We start from the raw sequence: 20,909 nt of genomic DNA on the forward strand, positions 1-20,909 counted from the left end.
AATAAATACTTTTGCGGCCGAATCGGTTATCTTCGGAGTAGAAGACTCCATACGTTGCGCGTAACAAGGAGCTTCTCATTCGAGGAGGGAATCGGAATGGATCATGTACGAATCGGATTTATCGGCGTTGGCGGAATTGCGGAACACCATCTGAACATGCTCAAAAAAATTGAGCATGCCGAAATCGCGGCGTTATACGACATCAATCAGGAAAGATCGAGACAAATGGCGGAGAGTTATGAAGCGGAGTCGTTCGGGAGCGTCCACGAACTGCTAGATTCCGGCAAGGTCGATGCCGTATTCGTTTGTACGCCGCCATTCGCTCGCGAAGGGCTTGAGGAAGCGATCGCCGAGCGAGGCATTCACTTGTTCGTGGAGAAGCCGGTCGGCCTCGATATGGAAGCCGCCAGGCGCAAGAGCCGCATCATTCAAGAAGCCGGCATCATCAACTCATCGGGCTATTGCCTGCGCTACATGGATATTGTGGAGCAGGCGAAGCAATATTTGGCCGGCAAGAAGGCCGATCTTGTCATGGCAACCCGTTTCGGCGGCATGCCCGGCGTCCGGTGGTGGCGAATGATGGAGCAATCGGGCGGTCAGTTGGTGGAGCAATCGACGCACCAGCTTGATTTGATCCGTTATCTTGTCGGCGAATTCCGGGAAGTGCAGGCCTATCATGAGCAGCGCCACATTCGGGAAATCGACCCGGAAGCGACCGCATATGACGTCGGCACCGTATCGTTCGTGCTTCAATCGGGAGCCGTAGGCAACATCACAAGCACATGCCTTGCCAATTACGGAGGCCGCAGCGATGTGGAGATTTTCGGCCATGACTTCTATGTTTCGATCAACGGCTCGACACTCCGGATCATCGATGCACATCAGAATATTACGGCGACCTCGGAGGTCGATTTTTATTACGAGCAGGATCGCGCCTTCGTTGAGGCGGTGCGCACGGGCGATCAGTCGCTCGTCTTGTGCAGCTATGCGGATGCCGTCGCAACGCTCGAAGTTACGCTGGCCGCGAACGAATCAGCGGATCGCCGGCAGCGTGTGGCGCTGCCGCTTGGGGGAGGGGCTGCCGAATGCTGAAGGGGGTCAACCAGTGGTGTTTCCCCGACGGCATGCCGCTTGACCTGGTGCTCCAGGCAAGCCGCGACGCGGGATATGACGCGATCGAGCTGAATGTGAACGGACCGGGCGGGATCGGGCTGACGATGGAGACGACGGCGGCCGAAGCCGAGGTGATCGGCCGGCAAGCGCGGGAGCACGGGCTGCAGCTGCGAAGCTTGTCGACGGCGCTCCTATGGCACAGCCCGCTCAGCTCTGCGGACGCTTCCGTTCGCGAGCAAGGGCGCCGCGTCGTCATCAAGCAACTGGAGCTGGCCGAGCTGCTCGGCATGGACACGGTGCTTGTCGTTCCAGGCGTCGTGAACGCCGATACGGCTTACGAGGATTGCTACGAGCGATCCCAGCGGGAGCTAATTACGCTGGCCGAGGAAGCGGAGAAGCGCAAGGTGCGTATCGGCATCGAAAACGTATGGAATCAATTTTTGCTTTCACCGGTGGAAATGGGCAGGTACGTGGACGAGATCGGCTCGCCGAACGTCGGCGTATATTTCGACGTGGGCAATATATTGCTCTACGGCATTCCGCAACAGTGGATCCGCTATTTGAACCGTCGTATTTTCAAAATTCATGTCAAGGACTTCCGGCGCAGCGTCGGCAACGGGAACGGCTTCGTTCCTCTGTTGTCCGGCGACGTGAACTGGCAAGCGGTGCGCGAGGCGCTTGAGCATATCGGCTATGCCGACACGCTGACGGCCGAAGTCGGCACCTATGCGGCGGACCCGCTGCAGCTTGCATTCGATACGTCCCGACATCTGGACATTATATTGGGACGGGCGCCAAAATAACGGCATAGGCGGCTTCATGTGAGAAATGAACTAACTTGTAAGGAGAACAAAATGGGGAATCCAAACGCGGATTGGCTGAAAAATGCCAAATACGGAATATCGCATCATTTTTTGTCGAATTACATCAATCGCGTCGCAGTTCATGAAGGAGAACAATGGCACGCGGCGGAGAGCTGGAACGATGTCATCGGCGGTTTCGATGTCGAAGTTTACGCAAAGCAGGCTGCTGAAGCCGGGGTCGGCTTCGTCCTGTTGACGTTAGGACAGAATAGCGGCTACTACCTGTCGCCGAATTCGACTTACGACGGCATTGCAGATGTACGGCCGGGCGAGCGTTGTTCGGTCCGCGACTTGCCGATGGAGCTCGCGGGAGCCTTGGGGCCTTACGGCATCAGGCTGATGCTGTACTTGCCCGCTAATCCTCCGCATTCGGCACACCGGGAAGACGGCGATTATGCGATAACGACGGCTTTCGGGTATACGCCGGGCATCGACGGCCGGCCCTCGCAGGACACGTTGCAGAAGTGGCAGGCTGTCATACGGGAATGGTCGGACCGATACGGGGAAAAGCTGGCAGGCTGGTGGTTCGACGGGTTGTTTCCGGGTGTCGTGCAAGGCACGTACGCGGATTTGTCCAACCGGTACAACTACCGTACGTTAGCCGAAGCCGCCAGGTCCGGAAATCCGCAGCGATTGATCACGTTCAATCCGGGGTTGGAACTCACGAATGCGACGTATACGCCATACGAGGATTATTCGGCTGGAGAAACGAATACAATCGGCCATTTGCCGTCGGGCGGGAGATGGGTGGACCGGGACGAGCGCGTCCAATATTTTATATTTACGTATCTTGGGGAGTTCGATCCGCATTGGGCGGGGTGGGGAAACCGTGGAACCTCGAACGATACGAAAGCGCTGACTGATTGGGTTCAGGAGGTGACCTCCCTGGAAGGGGCGGTTTGCCTAGACGTGAAGGTGAACCGGTTCGGACAAATCGATCCCGCGCAGCATGAGCAATTGTGCGCGATCAAGAAGCGGATTCGGGGTTAGTCTTATGTAGCGCATCATAGCGCAGGATTGCAAGAAGCGTTAGGCTGCCGGGGAATTGTTGGCGGCCTTTCCTGCATTGCGGTCTTCTCCGGTGTTGCGGCCTTTCAAGGCTTCGAAGCACGGGTCTACGCGGACGGTGAACATACGAGGTTTTCTCAGCGGCGGTGATCGGCTATACTGAATCATATCTGGATACTAAGATTGCTTAATTGAGGTGCCGAATGATTCGAACGTTAGCGTTCACGAACGACCGGAACGTCTTGCTGGACATTCCGCTGGAACGGCTGTCGGAGCCGGAAATTGCATGGTATTGGGTCGATTTTGATTCGCCGGACGAGCAGGAGTCGCTGTTGCTCGACACCCATTTTCATTTTCACCCGCTTGCGATCGAAGATTGCATACATTTGCTCCAGCGTCCGAAGCTCGACCACTATGAAAACTTTCATTTTCTTGTCCTGCATGCGATGAACGACAAAACGCTGGAGGCCGAAGAAGTCAATTTATTCATCGGCGCTAACTTTCTCGTCACCTTTCATCAGAAGAGCTTGCCGGAAATCGAAGGAGCCTGGAAAAAATGCGCTCAGCCGCACCTTTGCGCAAGAGGCCATATTTACGGCGCTTATTTATTGATCGACAAGCTGGTCGATCAATATTTTCCCGGGGTGCAAAGGCTTGAGGATCAATTGGACGAAGTCGAGGGCAATACGGCGGACGAATCGATCGATCAGCTCATGAAGCAAATCTACGATGTGCGCTCGAAGCTGCTGATGCTGCGCAAAACGATAACGCCGATGCGCGACTTGCTGTACCGGCTTCTGAACACGGAGAAAATCATCGGGCTGAGGGAGCAGCATGCGTATTATACCGATATTTACGATCATTTGCTCAAGCTGACGGAAATGATGGAGTCGATCCGCGACATGACCGCCGATATGCGGGACAACTATATTTCGATCAATTCCAATCGAATGAATCAAATTATGAAAACATTAACGGTCATTACGACCATCTTCATGCCATTAACGTTTATCGTCGGCATCTATGGCATGAATTTCAGCTTTATGCCGGAGCTGACCTGGCATTTCGGTTATTTTGCCGTGTTAGTTCTGATGGCCGCGCTCGGCTTTGGAATGTACATATGGTTCGTGCGAAAAGGCTGGTTCAAGTGATTTTCGTCAGAAACGTCATTTTGCGTTTGCCTATTTTGAGTTGACCTGACCTGGCGTAACGGTGGTGGCTGATTTTATGCTCCTTGGTCGATACGATTGCTACGACGGAGAGCTCTGCTAAATGCGGCAGCAGGTTGTCCAGCGCCGAATGGATCGGATCCGCTTCGTGAGTTTGCCACTCAACGATTTGGCCGTACGGCACGTCCGTAATGACGATGTCGAACGTTCCGCGAATGGTGCCGCTGCGGGTAAAGTCAGCTGCATAGATGTCTACCGGAATGTCCGCCGCCGCTCCTGCGCCTCGGCGTTTGACGATTGCCGATTGCAATCGGGCAGCGCTTGAAAGCGCGGCTTCATGCGACGGTTTGCCGTATTCCTCGTACAGCCGGCGCAGCTGCTCTGTCCGGACGTGCAAGCCTTCTTCGGTCAGCAGGGACATGTTTTTACGAGCAAGCTCGACAGCGGTTTCGCTAATATCCGAACCTGTGATCGATTGCAGTCGCTCGCCGTGCAAGAAGCCGATAGAGGCAAGCAAATAACCGCCGCCACAGCAAGGATCGCAAAGGCGGTATGGACCTTTGTTACCGCTGCGGATTAACATTTCGGCGCAGCGCTGGAAAATTTGGCTCGCCAAACCTACGGGAAAAGCGGTCGTCCCCTGCTGGTTGTATAGGACGCGGCCGCTGCCCAAATCCTCGAACGTAAGTCCGTTGTTGTCTTGCGTTTCATTCATTTCGTTATTCCTTCGCTTCCGAACAAGATTTAGTCTTACAAGATTTAGTCCTAATTGTACTACAAACCGCAAATCAATGAAATGAAGGGCTGCGACGTTTGGCCAGCGGCAGTATCTCGCTCTTTACTTTCACCTAACGTGAAGGTTTACAATAGAAAACGGGTGAATGCAATGAAAATTCAAGAAATCGCCGATAAATTGAATATTTCGACGCGAGCGATCCGGTTCTACGAGGAGAAAGGGCTGATCGCTCCGGTCAAGCAGGAGCACAACCGGTATCGTTCTTTCCATGAGGAGGACGTGTGGCGGCTGCAAACGATCGTTGCGCTGCGCGAAGTGGGCGTTCCGATCGACGATATCCGTCGAATCGTCGACGGCATCGACCGCGGCGACACCGAGGAGGTGCGACATTTCCTGGAGCTGCAGCGGGCGGCCGTCGTCGCGGAGTGGGTGGAGCTGAAAGGGATGATCGCGACGATCGACAACATGGTCGGATCGCTGGACCGGGATGAACGGTTCGACCAAGGGGACCTGTACCGGCTTGCCGATGTTTCGAAGCGGCTGCGGGAAAACCGCAAAACCTGGAGCGACCGCTGGGGCTACGACCGAAAAGCCGCCCGGTTCGACGAGGATGTCCGGTCCATGGAGGAGACGTTCCACAAGTATCGCGACTATGATGCCGCTTTGGATGCGATCGTTCGCTCGGTCGCCCCGCGTTCGGGCGAAATCGGGCTGGATGCGGCAACCGGAACGGGCAACCTTGCGGGCCGGTTCGTTGCGCTCGGCATACCGATGCAAGGGATGGACCAGTCCAAAGCGATGCTCCAGCGCTGCCGCATCAAATATCCGGAGCTTACGACAAAGGTCGGCAACTTGCTTGCTTTGCCGTATTTTGACGGCCAGTTCGACTTTGTCGTCACAAGCTTCGCGCTCCATCATTTAACCGACGAGCAGAAGCTGCTTGCGCTGGAGGAGATGATGCGCGTACTGAAACCGCATGGCCGGTTATGCATCGCGGATTTAATGTTCGAGCATGCGCAAGGCGGGGAAGATTACAAAGCGACGCTTCGGACCGCCCGGCGCCACGAGGAGCTGCAGCAAATCGAAGACGCCTTCTATGCCGACCGTTCGGCTTTGGTGGACTGGCTCGACGCTCACGGCTGCATGACGAAACACGCGCAGTTGAATCCGCTGCTTCATCTTATATTTGCGGTCAAGCTCCGTTGAGGGGGCCAAGCGGGAGCGGTAGCGCCAAAAAGGCGCGCTTGCCGGTGGAGCGGTGACGGTCGCGCCTAAGTGTCGGTTAGCCTCTCTTTACAATCTAAGAAAATAGTTTCTGAAATTCAGAAACTATTTTCTTAATTTTGCGGGAAAAAGAGGGGATTAAGCGGAATTCAGAAAAGATTTTCTGAAATTAGCCAAAATTTTCTGTTTTTCAGAAAAAACTTTCTGAATCCCTATACGAACATGAAAATCCATAAGATTTTCAGAAATTATTGGCTGAATTTCAGCCATTTTTTTCTGAATGCCATGAATTTGCGCTGTTTCGAAAGCTTTTTCTTGTCCAGCACTTGAGTTTCACGTCGCGTCAGAGTGTAGGATGTACGTGAATCTAATGGATAAGGAGCGAATTGCGCATGAATGTATGGATTCAAAATGCAACAATTGTCACAATGGTCGGGGAAAAGGCGGAGCCTCCGTTCAGCGGCGATTTATTTCTCGAAGGAGGAAGGATCGCCGCAATCGGCAAGGTCGACGATAACATGTCGCGCCGGGCGGACGAAGTGATCGACGCAACCGGCATGGCGGCGATGCCCGGCCTCGTCAACGGCCACAACCATTCGCCGATGTCGCTGCTGCGCGGCTTCAGCGACGATCTGAAGCTGATGGACTGGCTGAATCGCAAAATGCTGCCCGCCGAAGCGAAGATGACCCCGGACGATATATACTGGGGTGCGATGCTGGCGATTGTGGAAATGATCAAATCCGGCACGACGTGCTTTGCCGATATGTATATCCATATGAATCGAATTGCCGAGGCCGTAAGGGACACGGGGATTCGAGCCTCGCTATCGCGGGGGCTTGTCTTCGTGGAAGACGACGGCGGACGCAGATTGAAGGAAGCGATGGAGCTCATCGAGACGTGGTCCGGCGCGGCGGACGGCCGCATTACGACGATGCTGGCTCCGCATGCGCCGTATACGTGCCCGCCGGAACCGCTCGCGAAAGTAGTCGAGCTTGCGAGGCAGCTTCAGATACCGCTCCATACCCATCTTGCGGAAACGGTGGAAGAGACGGTGAAGATCCGGGCTCAATATGGCAAATCGCCGACCCGCTACCTGCATGACCTCGGCTTATTCGACGGCTCGCTGCATGTGCTGCTGGCGCATGCGGTGCATCTGGACGAAGCCGATATCGAGCTGCTCGCGGCGAATCGCGGCGGCGTCGTCCACAACCCGACGAGCAATATGAAGCTGGGCTGCGGCATCGCGCCGATTCAAGCCATGCTTGAGCGCGGCATCACCGTCGGTTTGGGCACCGACGGTGCAGGGAGCGCCACGACGCTGGATCTGTTCAAGGAAATGAAGGCGGCAGCCGGACTGCAGAAGGTCACGAGCGGCGACCCGACGCAGCTGGATGCTTACACCGTGTTGCGCATGGCGACAGCCGAGGGGGCGAAGCTGCTCGGTATCGGCCATGAAACGGGAACGCTTGAAGCCGGCAAGGCGGCCGACCTCATTCTCGTGGATTTGAACCAGCCGCATCTCGTGCCGCAGCATAACATCCACGCGCTGCTCGCCTCAGCCGTTCAAGGCGCTGATGTCGATACGACAATCGTAAACGGCCGCGTGCTTATGCGGAGCCGCAAGCTAAGAACGATCGACGAACGGGCACTGTTGGAGGAAGTCCAAGAGCGGTCGCAGCGGATCGTTCAGGGAATCTAAGCGTTACCGCCGATCAAGATGTCAAATGATTCGAAAGTTAACGAACCATCCGTCGGATTGAAAAACAGTTGAATCGATGGATCCAACGTTATTAATTTGGAAAAACACCGTTACCGTAACGGAAGTGACGCTAGCATTGGCAAAAAGAATAAAGTTCGGTCTTTCCTCCGCACAGTTCGAATTCGATTGAAAAGGTTGGCCGCCTGTTATAGACGGAGTGACGAGCAAGCGATTTTTGGGGCTGTCCAGGCAAAACCTCGCAGTAGTCAGGATCAGCCTTTTCCCTGCCGGAACTCGAATGGCAATGTGCTGCCGAGTCGTGTTAAACCCTGGCGGAAGCACGAAGTCCTGCGTTCCGCCAACGACTCCGCTAACTCCGAAGTTGATTCCGGTTTGCGTTCTTACAAGCGGCTTTATTCCGCCTTTGCGCTTACCTTTGCGTGCAGCTTTAGCTATAACATTGCCTTTGCCTGCAGCTTTAGCTATAGCTTTGCCTTTGCCTATGAAGAGTTTTGAACCTGCAGCTCTGTTTTTGCCGTTTCGGTTTGTTTTTCGTACCGTTTTATTGTTCATGACGCAGCCCTCTCTATATTGGATTTTTATATAAAATATTGCTAGATTCGTAGATTTGACACGGCGCTCGTATTTGATTTTCGCTCGATCGCAAAATTTCGCCTTAGTTTTGTATAAATGAACGTTAATTTTATGCATCGCAAACCGCTTGGGATGGAAGGTACAATAGAGTCATCCTGATCCAAAATGAGAGGAATGTGATTATGGCACAGAACAATATTCCGACGCCGGAGCCGCGGATCGCCCATTTTGAACAGTTGGGCTTCGGTATGTTTATCCATTGGGGCATATATTCGCAGCTTGGACAAGGCGAATGGATCCAGCATCTTGGCGGCATTCCGATGCCGGAATACGTAAAGCTGCAGGATACGTTCACCGCAGCCGACTTCGATGCCAGAGAAATTGCCCGCATCGCCAAAAAGTCCGGCATGAAATACATTACGATCACGACGCGCCATCACGACGGCTTCTCCTTGTACGATACGCGGGGATTGAACGAATACGATGCGCCGCATAGCCCGGCCGGGCGGGATTTGATCGCCGAATTCATCGAGGCGTGCCGCGAGGAAGATTTGCTGCCGATGCTGTACCATACGACGCTCGATTGGCACGAGGAAAGCTTCAATACTGATTTTGACGCGTACCTTGAATATTTGTACAAGTCCGTTGAAATTTTGTGCACCCAATACGGAAAAATCGGCGGGTTATGGTTCGACGGCAACTGGAGCAAGCTGGACGCGGACTGGAAACTTGACGAGCTGTACGGCATGATTCGCCGGCATCAGCCGGATGCACTCATCATTAACAATACGGGGCTCGACATGCGCGGGGCGACGGGGCATCCGGAAATCGACAGCGTGACGTACGAGCAGGGGCGGCCGGAGCCGATGAACCGGGAAGGCATGCCGAAATACTTGGCGGCTGAAATGTGCGAAACGATCAACGACCATTGGGGGATCGGCAAAATCGATTTTGCCTATAAATCGGTGCCGTATTTGATCGAAAGCTTGTGCGCCTGCCGCAAGGTCGGGGCGAATTATTTGCTCAACGTGGGGCCGACGGCGACGGGCAAGATTTTGCCGATTCAACAGCATTTGCTGGAGACGATCGGGGAATGGATCGCGCTTCACAGCAAGCCGGTTTATGAAGGAAAACCAAGCACGGTCAAGGGCGAAGGCAGCAATTTCGTATTGGAGACGCCGGACGGGAAGCTGTATGCATTCGTATACCACTTGAAAATCAGCGGCCACGACAATGTGACCGTCGGTGGAGGCGGCGCTGGGGACAAAACCTTCACGGGTTTAACGCGCAAGGTCGCTTCCGTTCGTTGGCTCGATAACGGCGAACAGCTGCAATTCAAGCAGGACGAGTCCGCAGGCACGCTCACGTTCCATGCGACGGGATATCCTTATGGGATTAATCTCGTTGTGCGGGTGGCGGAAATCGAAGCGGAATCCAATTAATTTGAGGAAGGAAGCCGGAAGGAAAATGCCGATTGCGGGTTTTCCTGTTTTCCGGCTTTTTTTTAACCGTAACAGCCAAGTAAAAACAATAAATAATAATTGAAACCACGGGGGTGCTGGCATATAATCAACTTGAAACAAACGGAATATTTCATGATGTCATGACATGATGTCAAAAAAGGAGTCTCATGCTGATGGAGCACAAACGATATGCCGCTGCCTTGGGGCTCATTACCGCCATCTGCCTGATGGGCGATTCCATGCTGTATATCGCTCTCCCCGTGTACTGGAACGATATCGGGGGCGATGCGCTATGGCAGGTCGGCGTGCTGCTGTCGGTCAACCGGTTCGTCCGGTTGCCATTGAATCCCGTCATCGGCTGGTTGTATGCGAATATTAGCGTCCGTACTGGCCTGCTGGTCGCCATCGGGCTAACTCTCCTTACAACAAGCGGTTACGGCTTGCTGTCCGGTTTTGCCTGGTGGATTGTGCTGCGTAGCGTTTGGGGATTGGCTTGGGCGCTGCTGCGAACGGGGGCGTATTTGGGCATTTTGAACGCAACCGGCGAGCACAATCGAGGGGCTGCGCTCGGCATGTACAGCGGCGTATATCGGCTCGGCAGTTTGGCCGGCATGGCCGTCGGCGGATTTTTCGTCGGCTGGCTCGGTTTTCAGCCCGTGGCGCTTGTGCTGGGGGGACTGGCTCTGCTTGCCTTGCCGGTATGCCTGATTCTTGTCCCGCGCGGTCAAACGAATGACGTGTCGCCGGATATGAAGGGGAAAAATTCCGAAGCACGAATGTCGATCCTGGCACAACTGCGGCTGCTGTGGACGCATACGAACGTAATCCCGCTCGTAACGACCGGCCTACTGACTGCGATGGTGTTCGACGGCCTGTTCGGCTCTGCGCTGCCGCATCTCATTGACGTGCAATTCCCGGTGATCGCCGTCGCCGGGATGACGTTCGGCGCGGCAACGCTGGCGGCGGTGCTTCAAGCGATCCGCTGGGGCGGGGGATCGTGGCTGTCCGTCTGGTTTGGCGGCAAGCTGGACACGGTGAACCGCCGAGCGGTTGTCATCGGCGTATTGCTGTCATCAGGCGCCTTGTTGTTCGCGGTTATGCCGTTCCGCTCGGTGCTGCCGGTCTGGGGTTTGCTCGTCGTGGGCGTGTTTGCCGTGTCGACGATGCTGAATACGACGATGGACGTTTTCGTAGCCAAATCGGTGTCGCCGGCGACGAAGGTTACGGTCGTGACGATTCATACGCTTGCCTTGGATTTAGGAGCCGCCCTTGGACCGGTTATCGGCTATTCGTTCGACATCCGCACGGCGCTTTGGTTTTCGTCGGCTCTGCTCGTGCTGCTTGCCGGAGCCTGGTGGATGGCGGCACTGAAGCAGCGGCGCCAAGCAACGCTTTCTTCTTGACACAAACAATGAATAAGAGGAGAAAACACGGATGCGCAATCGACTCAAATTTCGCGAGGACGGCACCTTCGTCATCGTCCAATTTTCAGATACGGAATTTACGGACCGGGCGGCAGGCTGCAATGACGGTACGCTTGCGACGATGGAACGGATCGTGGAAGCGGAGCGGCCGGATCTGATCGTATATGCCGGCGATGTTACCGCAAGCGAAGGGTGCGTCAACCCTGCGGTCGCGATGCGCGAAGCCGCTTCCGTCGCCGAACGGCGCAACATTCCGTGGGCGGCCGTGTTCGGCAACCACGACTCGGAAGCGCATATTACGCGGGAGCAGCTTCATATTGCGCAGCTGGCGATGCCGAATAACGTTGCGCTTCCCGACCCTCCTGGCGTAAGCGGCGTGGGTAACTATACGCTGGACGTGCTGGGCAGGGACGGCAAGCCCGCTGCCGGTTTATATTTCCTCGATACGGGCAGCTATTCGCCGCTGTCCGAGGTCAGCTTGCGCGGCTACGATTGGATTCGCCGCAGCCAGATCGACTGGTACGTCGCGGAATCTCGCTTGCGGACGGAGCGCAACGGCGGCAATCCGCTGCCTTCTCTGGCGTTTTTCCACATTCCGCTGCCCGAATACAAGGAGGTATGGGATTTCCATGTCTCCTACGGCCGAAAGAATGAAAATATCAGCTCGCCGCAGATTAACTCCGGATTTTTCGCGGCAATGGTAGAGATGGGCGACGTTATGGGCACGTTCGTCGGACATGACCACGACAACGATTTTCGGGGCACTTTGCACGGGATTGAGCTATGCTACGGCCGTTCGACCCAATACACGTTAACCGAGGGGATGCCAACGGGGGCCCGCGTTATTCGCCTCCATGAAGGCGAACGCGGATTCGACACGTGGATTCGCACCCGGGACGGGGGAGTCGCCGAAGAGCCGGTGCATGAGCCGGAAGGACGCAAAGCTTAATGAACGTTGGCGTTAGATAAGGCAAAAATCGTTGCGAGATTTTACATCATTCTGCGATCGAAATAGAGGAGGCAACCCCAATGAAGCACAATTTAACTTTTCGCGAAGACGGCACTTTTAAAATCGTTCAATTTTCCGATACCGAGCTGCTCGACGAGTTCGATTATGATCCGGACACGCCCGCGATCGACGCCGAAACGCTGCGCACGATGGAGGCGATCCTGCATGCCGAACGGCCCGACCTGGTCGTATTTGCCGGTGATGTGGTCGCAAGCAACCGGGCAAAGGATCCGATCAAGTCGTTCCGCGAGGCCGTTTCCGTCGTGGAGCGTCTGGGCTACCGCTGGGCGGCCGTGTTCGGCAACCACGATTCCGAAGGCGAGGTTCCGCGCAAAGCGATGCACGAGGAGCAGCTGAAGCACCCGCACAACGTCGCGCTGGAAGACCCGGAGGGCGTCAGCGGCGCCGGCAATTACGTGCTGACGGTTGCCGATGCGGAAGGCCGCGCGGCGGCTGCGCTTTATTTTCTCGATAGCGGCGATTATCCCGTCCCCGGCAGCCGCGTCGGCGGTTACGCCTGGATCGCGCGCGACCAAATCGATTGGTACACGCGGCAATCGCGCGAGCTGACGCTTCGCAACGGCGGCAAACCATTNCAGCCGCGTCGGCGGTTACGCCTGGATCGCGCGCGACCAAATCGATTGGTACACGCGGCAATCGCGCGAGCTGACGCTTCGCAACGGCGGCAAACCATTGCCTGCGCTGGCCTTTTTCCATATTCCGCTGCCGGAGTACAACGAAGTGCGGGATTTTCACGTCAGCCGTGGATATTGTTACGACGGCTATTGCTCGAGTCCTCAGATCAATTCCGGATTTTTTGCGGCGATGCTGGAAATGGGCGACGTAATGGGAACGTTCGTCGGTCACGACCATTCGAACGATTTCATTGGCGAGCTGCATGGCATTAAGCTCTGTTACGGGCGTTCGACCCGGTACGTCAGCTACATTGACGGCGTGCGCGATGACTTTATGCCTGTAGGCGCCCGCGTCATTCAGCTGAAGGCGGGCGAGCGGAAATTCGACACGTGGATTCGCGAGTTTGACGGCAACGTGGTGCATGAGCACGAGCAGCCGGAGCATTTGCCGGAAGGACGCAAAGCATAGCGCTTGGCGATAGGCTTTTATTCAAATCCTAGCCCAAAAAGGTGATGAGCGATGATTCAATATGAAGTATTCTCGGCCAACGAATGGTTGTACCCTGATAGCATCGTTTCAGCAAGCGGCGGACGAAAAGTATCCCTTGCGACGGCACGGGGCTCGTTTGCCGCTTGCCAGATTCTGCTCGCCGGCGTTCCGGAAGGAGCTTCGATCGGTTGGAGCTATGTGCCTTCCGCCGTTGCCGGCCTTTCCGAGGCATGGACGGACTCGGTCGAGTTGTACCAGCAGTTGGATGCGCTCGTGAACGAAAATACGGCACCGGCGTATTCCACGCTTCCGGTTGGGACGCCGGCACCGCGATCGACGCGGCAAGCGCCGTTTCGCGTATACGATGCGCTGAAGCCGATCGCCGGCGGCACCTTCGATTCCCGCAGCGCCACGGAAGCGCTGTATGCTTGCTGGCCTGTTCCGGTCTCCGCGGCGCCGGGGACGTATGAGGGCGAGCTTGTTTTCGATATCTGCGGGGAGCGGGTCCATGTGCCGGTATCGATTGAAGTTTTCGCTGCCGTTGTGCCGCCGCAGGAAACGTTATCGATCACGAATTGGTTCTCCCTTGGCAACATTGCTAGTCGCCACGGGCTTGAGATGTGGTCTGACGCGTATTGGGATATGCTGCGCGAATACGGCAAAGCGATGCGCCGGGGGCGGCAGACCCACTTTTTGGTCGGGTCCGGTCTGGCGAAAGTGGAAAAGATCGGCGATAACCGGTATGCGTTTGATTTTACACTTACCGAGAAGCTGATTCGCCTATTCCTCGATCTTGGGTTTACGACGATTGAAGGCGGACATATTGCAGGCAGAACGGACTGGGAAGCACCGCATTTTGTGCTAAATTACGATAAGGAGATTCAAGCGACAAGTCCGGAAGGCTACGCCTTCTTGTCGCAATATTTGACCGCTTGGCATGCGTTTCTCGAGCGGAACGGCTGGCTGGAGCGCACCGTGCAGCACGTAGCCGACGAGCCGATCGAAAGCTCGGGCGCCGACTATCGCATCTTGGCGGGCATCGTGCGCAAGTTTATGCCGGGCGTTCCGCTGATCGATGCGATCATCAAGCCGGATCTCGTTGGAGCGGTCGACATCTGGGTGCCGACGAACAACGAATACGAGAATCATCGCGAACGCTTCGAGCGCTGGCGGGAGCTCGGGGACACGCTCTGGTTTTATACGTGTTGGGTTCCGGGCTCCGATTATTTGAACCGGTTCATGGATTTGCCGCTGCTCCAAACGCGTTATTTGCATTGGGGCAACTACAAATATGATTTGACCGGGTATTTGCACTGGGGCTTAAATTATTATTTCTCCGATCAGGACCCGTTCGAACTGACCAATCCGCAGCTTGCGCCTGGGGTTCATTCCAAGCGGGTGCCTGCCGGCGACACGCACATCGTATATCCGGGCACGGAAGGGCCGTGGCTCAGCATGCGCTTTGAAGCGATGCGCGCCGGTATCGAGGATTACGAGCTGCTGCGCATGTTGGCTCGGCATGACAAAGCGCTGGCCGACGAAATCGCAAACTCTTGCATGACCAGCTTCAAGGAGGTAAACGCAGACCCGGCTGCATTTGCCGCTGCTCATCGGCGTTTGCTGGAGGCTGTTTCCGCACGCATGTGATCGTAATATGTTTCCTAGAAAATAACTGGAAAACATGTATATAAATTTGTGGACTGGCCGTAATTTAGGAGCAACAACTGGAAAACATGCATCTAAATTTATGTGTTCGTGCTCCATGAGCGTGAAATGGGAAAATTAGATGCATGAAATCCAGTTAATCCGATCTTCGTAGCTTATTGTCGAGAAATAAATGCATGTTTTCCAGTTAAAATTGTGGCGGGAGGCGTCGAAGTTACTGGTCGTACCGGAGTAACCAAAAGCGTCGAAGTTACTGCGTGCACCGGAGTGACCAAGAGCGTCGAAGTTACTGGTCGAACCAGAGTAACCAAGCAACTCGCAGCTACAGCCTGCACGAATCTGCCTTTTGCGAACCAGCCTACACCTCATCAAGTTACCTGATACAATCAGGCGCAAGGACAGCCGCCGGCTGTCCTTGTGTGATTCCTCCGAAATTCCGACTGAACATGACTGCAAAAATGAAATATATGCGGACGCAACAGGCATCTGCAAGACCGATACACAACCTGAAGGAGCAACAAACACCGGGCCAACAAACACCGGCAATAAGGAGGGCGGACTCCGTAGGACGAAGTTTCTTTGCAGCAGATCGTTCCTTGCCGGAACCTCCCCAACGAAGAATAACCCCGTCCAAAGAGGAACGGGGTAGCTCGAACCGCCAAAAACTACTTCGCCTCGCTGCCCACCATCCGCATGACGAGCTGCCGCAACGTATCCTGGCTCGCGAACGGGGCGAGGCCGGAAACCAACTCCGGGCTTAACTGCTCATCCGCCGCACGCAAAACGAGCTTGTCGACATGCTCTCTGTCGAGGAATGGCGCGAGCCCTGCAATACGGCCCAGCCCTTGCCCGTCTTCGATGACTTGATCGACGAGCAACGTTAGCGTCTCCCGGCTAATAAACGGCGCGAGCCCCTGGACGACGTCCCAGTCCAAGCTGCCGTCCGCCGCCAGCCGAACGAGCCGGTCGATCGTTTCCCTGCCGAGAAACGGGGCGAGCCCGACGAGGAGCCGCGCGTCCACCGAGCCTTCCACGGCCTTATTCGCCAGCTTGGATAGCGTCTCCCGGCTGACGAACGGCGCAATGCCCAAGACGATTTCCCATTTCATATGTTCGGTATCTTCGGCCAATTGCAGGGCCAGCACATCAAGCACATCCTGCCCGAGGAATGGGGCAAGCTGCAGCACATGCTCCGCGGAGAAGCGACCTTTGTCCACCCGTTCCGCAATTTTGTCCAGCGTGCTTGTTTTCACCATGGGGGCAATGTGAGCGACGGCGTCCAGTTCGATTTGGCGAGCGTTGATCATGCCTGATATTTTCTCAGGTCGGCCCAGCGCCAATTGTTCGATCGCCGCTTGAGCTCCATGAATATCGCTATCCTTCGCCACATTTCCGTTCAGCAACTCATCGACCGTGACCCCAAAAAACTTCGCGATCTGGGGGAGCGTTCCGATATCCGGCAGCGAGTCGCCGCGCTCCCACTTCGATACGGCCTGGTGGCTGACATTCAATTGTTCCGCAAGCTCCAGCTGCGTCAAGTCCATTCCTTTGCGCAGCGTTGAAATAAAAGCTCCGATTCTCCGCACATCCAACATATTCGATTCCTCCATTCGATTTAAGGAACAGTGCGCACTGTCTGGATTTAGACTACCACACAAACGTCGTTTTCCCTATCTCCTGTTAGTAGAATGCCGGACGTCCGGCGGATGTATCGCCATTCTACTATGGGTTGAAAAACAATCAGCTATAAAAATATAAACACTACCTTGCATTAGATAGTAGCTAATGGTATATTGTTTTCAGAAGTTCTTAACTATAGATAGGTACCTTGTAATGTATAATAGCAAATATGAAAAAAGCATAAGCAGTGATTTGAAAGAACGGGGTGAACGCTTTGAACGTGCAGTTCAAGAAAGGGGTATTGGAGCTTTGCGTGCTCGTGTTGACGCATGCCAAAGACCGGTATGGCTACGAGCTGGTTCATACGATTTCGGAGAAGTTTTCGATCGCGGAAGGGACGGTATATCCGCTGCTCCGGAGACTGACGCAGGACGGATATTTTTCAACTTATTTAAAGGAATCGCAGGAAGGGCCGCCGCGCAAATATTACAAGCTAACCGACGAAGGGCGAGTTTACATGTTTGCATTGGTCGACGAATGGAAGAAATTTTGGAGCGGCGTAAACCAAATTATCGGGGAGGCGTTAGAGGATGAGCAGCAACTTGAATCGTAAAGCCGTGTTTTTGGAGGAGCTCGAACAGCTGTTATACGAATTGCCGGAACGTGAGCGGCAAGACATCGTCATCGATTTCGCGGATCATTTCCGCGAGGCGCAGGAGCGCGGCAGAACGGAAGAGGAGACGGTGGAGTCGCTTGGCAGCGTACAAGCCATTGCCGAAGAAATCGTCTCGGAATATCGGGCACGGCCGATCGGCTTGCATGCTATTGTAAGCGAACCGTCGGCTCCGTCGCAGGATTGGATGGAACGGGAAACGGAAGCCATTGAGCGAATCGATATTCATGCCAGATCGGTGGATCTGATCGTGCGGTCCCATCGGTCAGACCGGATCGAATGCTGGCTAAGCGGCAACGATGACGAGGAAGTCGAGCTGAGACAATATACGGAAGGCAATGCCTACAAGATTGTTTTGATCGAAAAACAAGCGAAACGTTTTTTCGATTTGTTCAAGCTACTGGATCACCGTGAGCTGACGGTAAAAATTCCGGAGACCTATAATCAGGATGTAACGATCGAGATCAATTCGGGCGATGTGGAAATTAAGAAGCTTGCAGCGAACGCGCTGGAGCTCCGAACGCATTCCGGCGACATCGACATTTGCGAAAGCGTATGGAACTCAGCGCGAATTCAAGCCCACTCGGGCGATGTAAGCTTACAACGGATAACTGCCGGCGAGCTGTTCGTCAAGACGAGCTCCGGCGATTTGGAGGTCGAATATATTCAAGCGAATCAATTCAGCGTTGAATCGGACTCGGGCGATCTGGAAGGCAACTACCTGGAGTGCCGGAGATTCGACCTGAGCGCGAGTGGCGGCGATGTCGAGATTAGCCGGATTTCCGGGCAGGCCATGACAATCGAATTGAAATCGGGCGATGTGGAGCTGGAACAAGCGAATATCGGCGAGATTCGCATCAACACCGTTAGCGGTGACGTGGAGCTGGAGCGAATATCCGGATACTTGCAAGTGACGGCCGTAAGCGGCGACATCGAATTGAGCGCGGAGCCCGGTACGGCAGGCACGATCGAGGCGACCTCAGGCGACATCGAGATATGCCTTGACGGCGGGATGTACCCTCTTCAAATCGAAGCACATACGCGATCCGGTGATGTGGATGCGGATCTGCCGCATTTCACATCGCAACGAAACACCGATAATAGTTATATCGGGAGTTACGGCGCAGGCGGACCGTTGCTTTCCGTAAGAACGGTATCCGGGGACATTTCGATCAGCGAGCATTAACGGTTCAATATAAAGGGCTGTCACATGGACAATATCTTGAAGATATTGCGGTGACAGTCCTTTTGCTTTTAGAGAAAGCGGATATTGACGTGATGGTAGCCTTGCTTCATCGTTTTTTTGCGCATTTTGATTTGCAGGATGCCGTCTTTAAACGTTGCTCTTGCAGTATTTTGTACGACAGGGCACGGCAGCTTGACGATTGTAGCGGAGGAGGTTAACCCTTCGATTTTGACCAGATTCGTTCCGATTAAAATCATCAATGTACCCGGATCGATCTGTGAAGGGATGGTGAGTTTCACGATGACATATTGGTGCGTCTCGAACGTTTGCGACGGAATTTTCGGAGTCGAAGTCCTTCGCGCCTTGGGCACGGCGTTATGCAAAATATCTTGTACATAACCTTCAATCCACGAGGTGTCTTTAAGAATGTCCTGGTCCATGCCGGAATGAAAAGGAAATTTGTTATTTAAAAAGTTTTCGACGAAATCCGTTTTGGAAAGCTGATTCCGGTCATTCGAATCACGTGGCATATACTTCCCTCCATTCTTACCACACCGACAGTATATGATAGAAACCTATTCTTCGTTCCGTTTCCGGGTGGTCCGATAAGCAGGGAACCAATAGGCGCTTACCGTCATAGAATAAAATAAATTACGGATGCCTAGGGAGATTGCCGATGCCAGCGATCGTGGGTAACATTAAAATTTTGTCCGTCGGCCCGAGTTCTGTCGTTCAAATTGGCGACGTGATTCAAAATTCGCTTTCCAGCAACACCAAGACTTTTGCGGGGGCAGGGTCGTTCAATACGGGAGATTTTGCTCATACGTACAATGCGATAAGCGCCACGAATACGTTTGACGATGACATTGCGGACAGCAATACGACGAGCGTAGGCAACCAGGGGGTCGTCTGATGGGACTTGTCGTCCATCAAAACATCACGATCCAACAGCTGCGGGTAGAAGGCATTACCAATTCGTCGGTTCTCCAGATCGGAAGCGCCGGTATTATAAAACCGTTGTCGAATATATACAATACCGGCGGTTTTACCGGGCCTGCTCCCCAGATCGGCGCGGCTGCCGCTGCTACCTCACAACAATTTTTGGTGCCTCTGCCGGCCCCTAGATAACATTAGGCGGTGACTTGAATGTATCCAAGCTTGGAACAGTATATCCAGACCATCTTCGAGCAAATGCGATGGCAAACTGACAAATTGAATGCATTGGAGCAAACCGTGCTTGTTTTGCGGGCGGAAATCGATGTGCTTAAAAATCAGAGGAACGTCCATATCGATAAGGTCGAATACAAGTTCGACCAATTAAAGGTGGAGAAGCTCGAAGGTACGTTAAACATCGGCATATCGCCTGGAAACATCGACGATCTGGATATCCAGGACGATGACCCGGGCGAGCCGAACGCGATGCAGCAGCCGGAATTGTACAGGCAAATTTCCGAGCAGATTCACTCGCAGCTGCAGCAAGACGTACCGCAAGAAATCGAGGCGGCCGAACGAAAGATCAGCTTCAGCCTCGACCGAATCCATCGCAAGCTGGTTGAAGACGATGTTGCGAAGCAGTTGGATATGCGCATCCGGCATTATTTGGACCAGGCGATGCCAACGGTTTCGGCAGAAAATTCGCAGACGGTTCAGGGTTCGATCTATCAAAAGGTGAAACAGGACATCCAGGCTGCGGTTATGAATTATTTTGATAAATTTTCAAATGAGGAGAATGAATGATCGTGGATTTTCAAGTCGTCAATAAGGAAATCTGTGTCGGAAGCATTCGGGTTATCGGCGTGGCCAGCGCCTCCGTATTGCTCGTGGGCGATACCGAATCGATCACGCTTTCTTCGGTATTCGATACGCCTCCCGAATCCGTAATCGTAGGGCCGCTTGTTCCGTTGGCTCCGGAAAGATAGCATCGATGAGCCGAATATCCGCGGTCGATTGGATCAAAACAAGCAACGTCAGCAGCGCCTCGGTTTTTCAAATCGGCGACAGCTACATGTTGAACCTGAAGTCGCGTGTACTCGCGCTGCAGCGGGAGGTAGCGGTTTTTAGCGGCAAGGAAGGCAATTTCGAGGATTTTCCGATTTTTAAACGCGCGATTCCCGAGGTGAAATTGGAGGAGAACCTCACCATGTCGGTGAAAAACGAATCTAACTTCATCCGTGTCGGTTGCGTCGAAATATTGAGTATAACCGATTCCTCGGCGTTCCAGGCCGGGAGCAATCTTGCAATCGGGGCAGAATCGCGGAGAAAGCATATTCGTCAGTTTGTGCGGCAAGCAGGAAGCGGACAGCAGGGATAAAAGAAAGGCGACCGGAGCAGGCTCCC

The 20,909-nt window shown here is 54.3% G+C and carries 23 protein-coding genes; 19 read left to right on the forward strand and 4 right to left on the reverse strand.

The genetic code is table 11. The annotated features are described in order from the left end of the window. Positions 1-96: 96 nt before the first annotated feature. From AC0LWM_RS30615 to corA, 4 genes are all read left to right on the forward strand, one after another. The gene (locus AC0LWM_RS30615; protein WP_474678836.1) at positions 97-1,092 is read left to right on the forward strand and encodes a Gfo/Idh/MocA family protein; all 996 of its coding nucleotides are present in this window, start codon (positions 97-99) and stop codon (positions 1,090-1,092) included. Continuing rightward, the gene (locus AC0LWM_RS30620; RefSeq protein WP_474678837.1) at positions 1,086-1,916 is read left to right on the forward strand and encodes a sugar phosphate isomerase/epimerase family protein; all 831 of its coding nucleotides are present in this window, start codon (positions 1,086-1,088) and stop codon (positions 1,914-1,916) included. Before AC0LWM_RS30615 ends, AC0LWM_RS30620 begins: the two co-directional genes overlap by 7 nt. Positions 1,917-1,967: 51 nt before the next feature. Further along, positions 1,968-2,966, forward strand: a complete 999-nt coding sequence (locus AC0LWM_RS30625; protein ID WP_474678838.1) for a hypothetical protein — start codon at positions 1,968-1,970, stop codon at positions 2,964-2,966. 221 nt (positions 2,967-3,187) lie between these two features. Beyond that, on the forward strand, positions 3,188-4,135 hold the full coding sequence (gene corA / locus AC0LWM_RS30630; RefSeq protein WP_474678839.1) for a magnesium/cobalt transporter CorA: 948 nt from the start codon (positions 3,188-3,190) through the stop codon (positions 4,133-4,135). Here the strand turns inward: corA and AC0LWM_RS30635 are convergent. Further along, a complete protein-coding gene (locus AC0LWM_RS30635; RefSeq protein ID WP_474678840.1) occupies positions 4,128-4,868 on the reverse strand; it encodes a hypothetical protein in 741 nt (246 codons plus the stop codon). The two genes, corA and AC0LWM_RS30635, sit on opposite strands and share 8 nt — an antisense overlap. Before the next feature lie 171 nt (positions 4,869-5,039). On the opposite strand from AC0LWM_RS30635, the gene AC0LWM_RS30640 reads away from it, so the two are divergent. Both AC0LWM_RS30640 and AC0LWM_RS30645 read left to right on the forward strand, forming a co-directional pair. Continuing rightward, positions 5,040-6,095, forward strand: a complete 1,056-nt coding sequence (locus tag AC0LWM_RS30640) for a MerR family transcriptional regulator (RefSeq protein WP_474678841.1) — start codon at positions 5,040-5,042, stop codon at positions 6,093-6,095. Positions 6,096-6,505: 410 nt separating this feature from the next. Continuing rightward, entirely contained in the window at positions 6,506-7,813 is a 1,308-nt protein-coding gene (locus tag AC0LWM_RS30645; RefSeq protein ID WP_474678842.1) for an amidohydrolase, read from the forward strand. Positions 7,814-7,834: 21 nt separating this feature from the next. Here AC0LWM_RS30645 and AC0LWM_RS30650 read toward each other — a convergent pair whose 3' ends face one another. After that, positions 7,835-8,386 carry a hypothetical protein gene (locus AC0LWM_RS30650; protein ID WP_474678843.1) on the reverse strand — a complete coding sequence of 184 codons (552 nt, stop codon included), beginning with the start codon at positions 8,384-8,386 and terminating at the stop codon, positions 7,835-7,837. 203 nt (positions 8,387-8,589) lie between these two features. Between AC0LWM_RS30650 and AC0LWM_RS30655 the strand changes: the two genes are divergently transcribed. The 6 genes from AC0LWM_RS30655 (at position 8,590) to AC0LWM_RS30680 (ending at position 15,075) form a co-directional block, all read left to right on the forward strand. Beyond that, on the forward strand, positions 8,590-9,849 hold the full coding sequence (locus AC0LWM_RS30655; RefSeq protein ID WP_474678844.1) for an alpha-L-fucosidase: 1,260 nt from the start codon (positions 8,590-8,592) through the stop codon (positions 9,847-9,849). Positions 9,850-10,043: 194 nt separating this feature from the next. Continuing rightward, positions 10,044-11,273 carry an MFS transporter gene (locus tag AC0LWM_RS30660; protein ID WP_474678845.1) on the forward strand — a complete coding sequence of 410 codons (1,230 nt, stop codon included), beginning with the start codon at positions 10,044-10,046 and terminating at the stop codon, positions 11,271-11,273. Positions 11,274-11,304: 31 nt separating this feature from the next. Then, a complete protein-coding gene (locus AC0LWM_RS30665; protein ID WP_474678846.1) occupies positions 11,305-12,243 on the forward strand; it encodes a metallophosphoesterase family protein in 939 nt (312 codons plus the stop codon). A gap of 80 nt (positions 12,244-12,323) precedes the next feature. Next, positions 12,324-13,211 (forward strand): metallophosphoesterase, encoded by an 888-nt coding sequence (locus AC0LWM_RS30670; RefSeq protein ID WP_474678847.1) that lies wholly within the window; start codon positions 12,324-12,326, stop codon positions 13,209-13,211. Further along, positions 13,138-13,407, forward strand: a complete 270-nt coding sequence (locus AC0LWM_RS30675; protein WP_474678848.1) for a hypothetical protein — start codon at positions 13,138-13,140, stop codon at positions 13,405-13,407. Before AC0LWM_RS30670 ends, AC0LWM_RS30675 begins: the two co-directional genes overlap by 74 nt. A 51-nt stretch (positions 13,408-13,458) precedes the next feature. Beyond that, complete coding sequence (locus tag AC0LWM_RS30680; RefSeq protein WP_474678849.1) at positions 13,459-15,075, forward strand: DUF4091 domain-containing protein; 1,617 nt, start codon at positions 13,459-13,461, stop codon at positions 15,073-15,075. 683 nt (positions 15,076-15,758) lie between these two features. Here the strand turns inward: AC0LWM_RS30680 and AC0LWM_RS30685 are convergent. Further along, positions 15,759-16,688: a helix-turn-helix domain-containing protein gene (locus AC0LWM_RS30685; RefSeq protein ID WP_474678850.1), complete on the reverse strand. Its 930-nt coding sequence runs from the start codon at positions 16,686-16,688 to the stop codon at positions 15,759-15,761. A 299-nt stretch (positions 16,689-16,987) separates the two neighbouring features. On the opposite strand from AC0LWM_RS30685, the gene AC0LWM_RS30690 reads away from it, so the two are divergent. Together AC0LWM_RS30690 and AC0LWM_RS30695 are read left to right on the forward strand one after the other, a co-directional pair. Beyond that, the gene (locus AC0LWM_RS30690) at positions 16,988-17,326 is read left to right on the forward strand and encodes a PadR family transcriptional regulator (protein ID WP_474678851.1); all 339 of its coding nucleotides are present in this window, start codon (positions 16,988-16,990) and stop codon (positions 17,324-17,326) included. After that, the gene (locus AC0LWM_RS30695; RefSeq protein WP_474678852.1) at positions 17,304-18,572 is read left to right on the forward strand and encodes a DUF4097 family beta strand repeat-containing protein; all 1,269 of its coding nucleotides are present in this window, start codon (positions 17,304-17,306) and stop codon (positions 18,570-18,572) included. The genes AC0LWM_RS30690 and AC0LWM_RS30695 overlap by 23 nt, the downstream gene beginning before the upstream one ends. Before the next feature lie 68 nt (positions 18,573-18,640). Here the strand turns inward: AC0LWM_RS30695 and AC0LWM_RS30700 are convergent, their stop codons facing one another. Continuing rightward, on the reverse strand, positions 18,641-19,102 hold the full coding sequence (locus tag AC0LWM_RS30700) for an Hsp20/alpha crystallin family protein (protein WP_474678853.1): 462 nt from the start codon (positions 19,100-19,102) through the stop codon (positions 18,641-18,643). A 146-nt stretch (positions 19,103-19,248) separates the two neighbouring features. Between AC0LWM_RS30700 and AC0LWM_RS30705 the strand changes: the two genes are divergently transcribed. Genes AC0LWM_RS30705 through AC0LWM_RS30725 form a run of 5 tightly spaced genes read left to right on the forward strand, consistent with a single transcriptional unit; the run spans position 19,249 to position 20,883 of the window. Further along, positions 19,249-19,485, forward strand: a complete 237-nt coding sequence (locus AC0LWM_RS30705; protein ID WP_474678854.1) for a spore germination protein — start codon at positions 19,249-19,251, stop codon at positions 19,483-19,485. Then, entirely contained in the window at positions 19,485-19,700 is a 216-nt protein-coding gene (locus AC0LWM_RS30710) for a spore germination protein GerPB (RefSeq protein ID WP_474678855.1), read from the forward strand. The genes AC0LWM_RS30705 and AC0LWM_RS30710 overlap by 1 nt, the downstream gene beginning before the upstream one ends. A gap of 18 nt (positions 19,701-19,718) precedes the next feature. Beyond that, positions 19,719-20,309, forward strand: coding sequence for a spore germination protein GerPC (gene gerPC / locus AC0LWM_RS30715; RefSeq protein ID WP_474678856.1), 591 nt, complete (start codon positions 19,719-19,721; stop codon positions 20,307-20,309). Between the two features lie 2 nt (positions 20,310-20,311). Beyond that, positions 20,312-20,491 carry a spore gernimation protein GerPD gene (locus AC0LWM_RS30720; RefSeq protein ID WP_474678867.1) on the forward strand — a complete coding sequence of 60 codons (180 nt, stop codon included), beginning with the start codon at positions 20,312-20,314 and terminating at the stop codon, positions 20,489-20,491. A gap of 5 nt (positions 20,492-20,496) precedes the next feature. After that, complete coding sequence (locus AC0LWM_RS30725) at positions 20,497-20,883, forward strand: spore germination protein GerPE (RefSeq protein ID WP_474678857.1); 387 nt, start codon at positions 20,497-20,499, stop codon at positions 20,881-20,883. The last annotated feature ends 26 nt before the right edge of the window (positions 20,884-20,909 follow it).

It is taken from the genome of Paenibacillus sp. sgz302148 (assembly GCF_056120465.1).

Bases quoted from the DNA above. Each gene is read 5' to 3' on its own strand.
- AC0LWM_RS30635 (WP_474678840.1), bottom strand. From the start codon at position 4,868: ATGAATGAAACGCAAGACAACAACGGACTTACGTTCGAGGATTTGGGC.
- AC0LWM_RS30645 (WP_474678842.1), top strand. From the start codon at position 6,506: ATGAATGTATGGATTCAAAATGCAACAATTGTCACAATGGTCGGGGAA.
- corA (WP_474678839.1), top strand. From the start codon at position 3,188: ATGATTCGAACGTTAGCGTTCACGAACGACCGGAACGTCTTGCTGGAC.
- AC0LWM_RS30665 (WP_474678846.1), top strand. From the start codon at position 11,305: ATGCGCAATCGACTCAAATTTCGCGAGGACGGCACCTTCGTCATCGTC.
- AC0LWM_RS30685 (WP_474678850.1), bottom strand. From the start codon at position 16,688: ATGTTGGATGTGCGGAGAATCGGAGCTTTTATTTCAACGCTGCGCAAA.
- AC0LWM_RS30660 (WP_474678845.1), top strand. From the start codon at position 10,044: ATGGAGCACAAACGATATGCCGCTGCCTTGGGGCTCATTACCGCCATC.
- gerPC (WP_474678856.1), top strand. From the start codon at position 19,719: ATGTATCCAAGCTTGGAACAGTATATCCAGACCATCTTCGAGCAAATG.
- AC0LWM_RS30700 (WP_474678853.1), bottom strand. From the start codon at position 19,102: ATGCCACGTGATTCGAATGACCGGAATCAGCTTTCCAAAACGGATTTC.
- AC0LWM_RS30620 (WP_474678837.1), top strand. From the start codon at position 1,086: ATGCTGAAGGGGGTCAACCAGTGGTGTTTCCCCGACGGCATGCCGCTT.
- AC0LWM_RS30640 (WP_474678841.1), top strand. From the start codon at position 5,040: ATGAAAATTCAAGAAATCGCCGATAAATTGAATATTTCGACGCGAGCG.
- AC0LWM_RS30650 (WP_474678843.1), bottom strand. From the start codon at position 8,386: ATGAACAATAAAACGGTACGAAAAACAAACCGAAACGGCAAAAACAGA.
- AC0LWM_RS30705 (WP_474678854.1), top strand. From the start codon at position 19,249: ATGCCAGCGATCGTGGGTAACATTAAAATTTTGTCCGTCGGCCCGAGT.
- AC0LWM_RS30655 (WP_474678844.1), top strand. From the start codon at position 8,590: ATGGCACAGAACAATATTCCGACGCCGGAGCCGCGGATCGCCCATTTT.
- AC0LWM_RS30675 (WP_474678848.1), top strand. From the start codon at position 13,138: ATGGGCGACGTAATGGGAACGTTCGTCGGTCACGACCATTCGAACGAT.
- AC0LWM_RS30695 (WP_474678852.1), top strand. From the start codon at position 17,304: ATGAGCAGCAACTTGAATCGTAAAGCCGTGTTTTTGGAGGAGCTCGAA.
- AC0LWM_RS30680 (WP_474678849.1), top strand. From the start codon at position 13,459: ATGATTCAATATGAAGTATTCTCGGCCAACGAATGGTTGTACCCTGAT.
- AC0LWM_RS30625 (WP_474678838.1), top strand. From the start codon at position 1,968: ATGGGGAATCCAAACGCGGATTGGCTGAAAAATGCCAAATACGGAATA.
- AC0LWM_RS30615 (WP_474678836.1), top strand. From the start codon at position 97: ATGGATCATGTACGAATCGGATTTATCGGCGTTGGCGGAATTGCGGAA.
- AC0LWM_RS30725 (WP_474678857.1), top strand. From the start codon at position 20,497: ATGAGCCGAATATCCGCGGTCGATTGGATCAAAACAAGCAACGTCAGC.
- AC0LWM_RS30710 (WP_474678855.1), top strand. From the start codon at position 19,485: ATGGGACTTGTCGTCCATCAAAACATCACGATCCAACAGCTGCGGGTA.